The sequence below is a fragment of the Mesorhizobium sp. WSM4849 genome (assembly GCF_055811385.1).
This window is the reverse complement of sequence record NZ_JBVVPW010000079.1, coordinates 1-5,201: the sequence shown is the minus strand read 5'-3', so window position 1 is coordinate 5,201 and position 5,201 is coordinate 1. Positions and strand designations below refer to the sequence as shown.

Below are 5,201 nucleotides of genomic sequence, written 5' to 3'. Positions count from 1 at the left end.
TCAGGGGGCGGTTATTTCTCGGAACGAGGGGGCGAGATCATTTCGGAATCGGGGGGCGACATCCCTCGGAATTTGCAGCCTTGACGGTGCAGGGTTACGAGTCCTGATCCGGTGATCAGCCGGGCGCTGAGCACCGCGGCGCGCAGTTGTTCGTATGTGCCGACGAGACTGGTCGCGCGCTGCCTTCTTCCAGGCTGTCATCGCTGATCGGCCGCATCCCGAACAGGGCTTTCGCACCTGCCTCCGCTCGTCGCTGGCGACTGGATCGACCGTCATGAGAATTGCCTGGTCACGGGCGCAACCGGCCTGGGCAAGAGTTGGCTGGCCTGCGCGCTCGGTCACAAGGCCTGCCGCGACAATCGATCGGTGCTCTATCATCGCGTCCCGCGTCTCTTCGAGGCGCTCGCCCTGGCACGCGGCGATGGACGCTATGGCCGCCTGCTCAAGACGCTCGGCCGCGTTCAGCTCCTCATACTCGACGACTGGGGCCTGTCGGTTCTCAATGCCGCCGAGCGCCGCGACCTCCTGGAGATCCTCGACGATCGCCACGGCCGCGCTTCCACAATCGTCACCAGCCAAATCCCCGTCCAGCACTGGCACGACGTCATCGGCGAACCGAAGTTGTCATGATGCCTCCTTCTTTGATCGCCTGTTGCGTGCGATCCGCGCCCGCAGCGTGTTGATCCGGTCATCTGAGAGCTCGATTTGCCACGGCTGTCCCTTCGTGAGCTGGTGCCCCTCGAGCCAGCCGCGTGCGAGATAGTCGAAGACGGTTGTGGTGTGACGCCCAGGGCGGCGGCCGCCCCTTGAACAGAGTAGGTTCCATCTGGCCATCGGTCGGGATTGGCGCTCGTCCCGTTGATCTTGACGGTGGGGATGCCCCAACGTGTCCGCAGAAGCCAGACATTCTCATCTTTGAACGCGCAGCCGCGTGCTGCGACAAAGCCTTCCGCGTTCAAGGCCGCCGCAATCTCCTTGTCCATTTTGCCCGCAGCGTTGAGTTCGATCACACGGCTCCCGCAGCCGCTCCACATCGATGTAGTCGCCATAGGTGTGGACCCGCCTTTGGAGAGAGTGCTCGCTTGTCGCTCCCGTCTGCCACAGGATGTTGAACCAGACCTGGCCCTGGAAGCGTTTTTGGTCGAGGACGGCCTCGCCAATGATGAGACGCAAAATGGCCTTTCGCTCGGCCGATGTTGTGGAAGGGGCGTGCCAGATGCCGGGCAGGTCTTCTCCCAGCTTTTGAAGCGCTTGGCGGTCGGACTCGCTCAAGACCAGGGGCTCGTCGGACCGCCAGCGTTCGTAATCCTGTTCGATCGCCTCGGCAGCGCGCAGCTTCTCTTCCCAGCCGCGCTCCAGCGAACGCGCCACCAGACGGTTCTCCGGCTCGACCGCATCATATTGGCGCCGTGCACGTTCTGCCTCATAGCGCGCCCGCTCGCGCCGCAGCGCCCACTGCCGCTCAAGCTGACGCGTCTCCTCTTCGATCTGGCCCAGTGCGGCGATGGCGATGACGATCTTGTCCGGCCGCAAGGCCTCGAGCAGGATGCTTTCGACGTGCGCATCGACGGGCAGCGCACGCACATCCTGGCATAGCGGCCCCCCCTCCTAGTTGCGGTCGGCGCGACACGTATAGACGGGGTAGTCGCCCGCGGGACCGCTATAGCGCAGGCTCATCCGGCGACCGCACCGCCCACAAACAGCGATGCCCTGCAGAAGTGCCGCCCCCTTGCGCGGCAAACCGGAATGACCGGCTTCGTAGCAATTGATGTTGTTTGCCAGTCGCCTCTGGTTCTCCATGAACTCCTCCCAGCCGATATAACCAGGATGGGCAGCCTGAAGGCAAACCTCCCAGTCGGCGATGGGGACCTTGGTCGTCCTCGGGCGATAGACGCCATGGCGAATCCGCCCGCCTTCCACCCGCCTGCGGCCATAGACATACGCCCCGGCATAGGCAGGATTTTGGAGAATGCTGAGCACGCGCGAACTATCGGCCTCGCGCCACACCACATCGTGCGGCGCCGGACCGAAGAGTGGGCGCACAGGCAGTGGCAGATCGTTCTTTCGCAGGTATCGCATCACGGCCCGCGCACTGTGAAGCTCGCGGAACTTGGCGAAGACCAGGCCGAGCCTCGCCTGCACCTGCTCATCGGGATTGAGAATGATCTCGCCCGAGCGGCCATGCGCCAGTCCGGCGGGAACGGGAAGGCGTAGCTCGCCACGCGCCGCCTTCTGACGCTCGCCCTGATGGAGGCGCTGCCTGATCTGGTGCAACTCCGCCTCGCTCATGATGCCGGACAAACCGAGCAGCAGGCGGTCATGGTAAGCGCAGGGATCGTAGAGACGTTCGCCGTCGGCAATGATAACGCCGAAGAGCGCGCACAAATCGAGGAGCTGATGCCAGTCGCGATTGTTGCGGGCAAGCCGGGAGGCATCGAGGCTGATGACCAGGCCGGCGTTCCCCAGTCCGATCTCGGCAATCAGCTTCTTGAAGCCCACCCGCTCAACGGTCCCGGCTCCGGATTTGCCAAGATCTTCATCGATGACGTGCACGCGTTCATGCGGCCAGCCGAGGGCGACGGCACGATCGACGAGCCGGTATTTCAGTTCCGTGCTTTCCTGATGATGCCGCACCTGGTTCACGGAGGACTGGCGGACGTAAATGTAAGCGAGCTTACCGCGATGCGCGGCAGTAACGCATTCGTTTTCTAGTCGACGTTCTCAACATGCCGATCCGCCGCTATCGGCGCGCCCGTCGATCGCATCCGCAAGAGAAGCCGCGCGAAGCCCTGCGCGATCTGCTTCTGCGTCTCCCCCGGCAAGTTGAGCCAAAGACTCGGCAGAGTGATGATACTCGGGTTCGGAACTTTGGTGGTGGGGGTCTGGGACGCGACACGATACAGATTCGACTGGATGTTCATCGCGAATCACCTCCTCGATAGGGGAGGCCAACGTGCTGTTCAAATGGTGCAGCAATGTGAGCAGCGTTCGCACGTTGATGTGGGCCAACGCTTTCGAAGCGCCTTGTTCTTCCGGTGACGCCGCTGCAAGGTCGGTCACCGAGCGCCGAATTGAACGGCGGCGTCCGTCAGATAGTCGAACAACAACGAAAGCCGGACCGCGCGCAGAACGGGACGACACGAGCTCCAGACGCTGACCCGCTAGGCCGTGACGCGGGTCGATGACCGTCAAATGAGACACCACCCCGTCGAGAATGGCGGCAGCCTCTGATGTTTGGTGATCCCACCCTCGGCGACGCGATTCTGGATTGCCTCGTTCACAACGCTCACCGCCTTCAACTCACCGGAGAAAGCATGCGAAAACACAGCGCTCGCGCTCACGCTCTTGACGCAGCCACAAACACGTGAATCAATGAACAAGTCGCTCCAAGCGGCCGCTCATGATCGCGTGAAATACCTGCTCACGATAAGATGAAAATGAGCGCTCACCATCGCGTGAAATGGCTGCTCACAATCAGCGAAATGCGCAGTCAGCTCGAGGATGATCGCCTCGATCTCCAGTGGCGTGCGGTTGGCCAACAGCGGCTTCCTGCGCGTCAGTTCCTGCAGCGCCAGTTCGCCGCCGGTCTCATAAAGCTCCTTGAAGCGGTAGAAGCTGTCGCGCGAATAGCCCATCATCTTGCAGGCCTGGCTGACATTGCCGAGCTGTTTGGCCAACTCCAGCAGCCCCACCTTTGGCGCGGATGATCTTTTGGTCCTTGGTCATGTCAGTGTTCCTTTCTAGTCTAACGCCGAGGCCGGGCGCTGCGAAGCCTGACTACTGCACGCCCGGCCTCGGCTCAGCTTCAGCTAGGACACCGTCTGTTCAGATAAAGTTTAAACTTTTACACCTCCCAGATCGTCCGCTCGCCCTGTTCGGGGTGCCGGTGCGCCTTCCCAGGCAATGGATTTGTCGAGCAGCCAGGCGTTCAGCTCCTCATAGCTCTTGAAGCGCAGCCGCGGCGTGAAGAAGCGCTCGCGCACCAGCCCGACTTGGTTGGTTCTCGACCTGGCCCTTCTCCCAACCGGAGGCCGGCGTGCAGGCGACGGGCTCCACCAGATAATGGCTGCACATCTGCTGGAAGCGGCGGTTGTATTGCCGGTCCTTGCCGACGAAGACCGTTTTCACCTCCGTCTTCATGTTGTCGTAGATGCCGCGCGTGCAGGCACCCCGGAAGAAGGCAAACGCCCGATCGTGCGCGTCGAACACCATCTCCTGGCTCTCGCGCGGATAGGCGCGCACGAACATCATGCAGCTGTGGCAGAGCCGGACATGAGCGACCTTCACGGTCACCGTCACGCCGCTCAGGAGAACGATCTCGTGGCTCCAGTCGAACTGGTAGGCCTCGCCCGGTGCGAAGAAGAGCGGCACATAGGCATCTGCAGGGGCGCGGCCGCGCCCCTTCTCCCAGGCCTGCGCATGCCGCCAGACCGAGCTGTAGCTGCCCTCATAGCCAAGCGCGCAAAGCTCTTCAAAAATCCGCGTCAGCGTCAGCCGTTCCCGCGTCGGCTTGCCTGCATTGGCGGCCAAAAGCCGCTCCAGCGCGTCGCGCCACGCCCCCATCCGCGGCAGCGGCTGATGCCTGCGTTCGTAGCGGAATTCCGTCTCGCCGGAGCGCAGCACCTTGCGCACCACTTTGCGCGAGACCTTCAGCTCGCGGCAGATCTGTTTGATCGACTTCCCCTGAAAAGCGCAAGGCGGCGGATCTTTGCAATCGTCTCCACGACCAATATCCAAAACAAATGCCTCCGATGAAAACCGGAGGCACTGTGATGCCCCTGCGTTAAGGGGGTCCCTATCCTATTCCACGAAAGATCACAGAGAGGGCGTACAAACCAAGCTGTCACAAGCACGCGGCGAGTTCTTGGTATCCACCGGCTCCGCCAGCAGGCGTGATGATGCGGGTGAAAAACTCGGATCTGGCGAAAGCTTCGATACCACGACACCGTGAGTGCCCCGGCGGTACGCCGGTCGTCAGTGGCTGAGGCGGCAGCCGGTGACATTGACGATATCGCGGCGCCACACGCAACCAACCCCGACCACCGTGAGCAAGCCACGACCCTCAAGGCCCGGCGAACCAACGTTGCGGCTCGGACAAACGGCCAAAGGGCTCCGGTCAATCGATCTGAACCTCAGATATTTCCGACTGCACGTCGCACTGCAATTAACCGCTTCTCCCATGCGTCGCCGGTGAGCCTCTT

Annotated in this window: 3 protein-coding genes and 6 pseudogenes; 2 read left to right on the top strand and 7 right to left on the bottom strand. The window is 62.2% G+C overall.

Going from position 1 to position 5,201, the window contains the following annotated elements; translation table 11 throughout:
• Positions 1-246 precede the first annotated feature (246 nt).
• Positions 247-627, top strand: a pseudogene (locus AC0L3L_RS36145) (ATP-binding protein); the annotation flags it as partial.
• A 282-nt stretch (positions 628-909) separates the two neighbouring features.
• Here the strand turns inward: AC0L3L_RS36145 and AC0L3L_RS36140 are convergent.
• The 5 genes and pseudogenes from AC0L3L_RS36140 to AC0L3L_RS36120 all read right to left on the bottom strand — a co-directional run.
• The gene (locus tag AC0L3L_RS36140; RefSeq protein WP_473642125.1) at positions 910-1,584 is read right to left on the bottom strand and encodes a hypothetical protein; all 675 of its coding nucleotides are present in this window, start codon (positions 1,582-1,584) and stop codon (positions 910-912) included.
• Positions 1,585-1,608: 24 nt separating this feature from the next.
• On the bottom strand, positions 1,609-2,274 hold the full coding sequence (locus AC0L3L_RS36135; protein ID WP_473642127.1) for a recombinase family protein: 666 nt from the start codon (positions 2,272-2,274) through the stop codon (positions 1,609-1,611).
• A pseudogene (locus AC0L3L_RS36130) lies at positions 2,275-2,634 on the bottom strand (recombinase family protein); the annotation flags it as partial.
• 74 nt (positions 2,635-2,708) lie between these two features.
• Positions 2,709-2,921, bottom strand: a complete 213-nt coding sequence (locus AC0L3L_RS36125; protein WP_473642129.1) for a hypothetical protein — start codon at positions 2,919-2,921, stop codon at positions 2,709-2,711.
• A gap of 61 nt (positions 2,922-2,982) precedes the next feature.
• Positions 2,983-3,201: pseudogene (locus AC0L3L_RS36120) on the bottom strand (DUF5372 family protein); the annotation flags it as partial.
• Between the two features lie 32 nt (positions 3,202-3,233).
• On the opposite strand from AC0L3L_RS36120, the pseudogene AC0L3L_RS36115 reads away from it, so the two are divergent.
• Positions 3,234-3,368 (top strand): annotated as a pseudogene (locus AC0L3L_RS36115) (ATP-binding protein); the annotation flags it as partial.
• A gap of 111 nt (positions 3,369-3,479) precedes the next feature.
• On the opposite strand, the pseudogene AC0L3L_RS36110 reads toward AC0L3L_RS36115, so the two are convergent.
• Positions 3,480-3,726: pseudogene (locus AC0L3L_RS36110) on the bottom strand (helix-turn-helix domain-containing protein); the annotation flags it as partial.
• A 121-nt stretch (positions 3,727-3,847) separates the two neighbouring features.
• Positions 3,848-4,733, bottom strand: a pseudogene (istA, locus tag AC0L3L_RS36105) (IS21 family transposase); the annotation flags it as partial.
• Between the last annotated feature and the right edge of the window lie 468 nt (positions 4,734-5,201).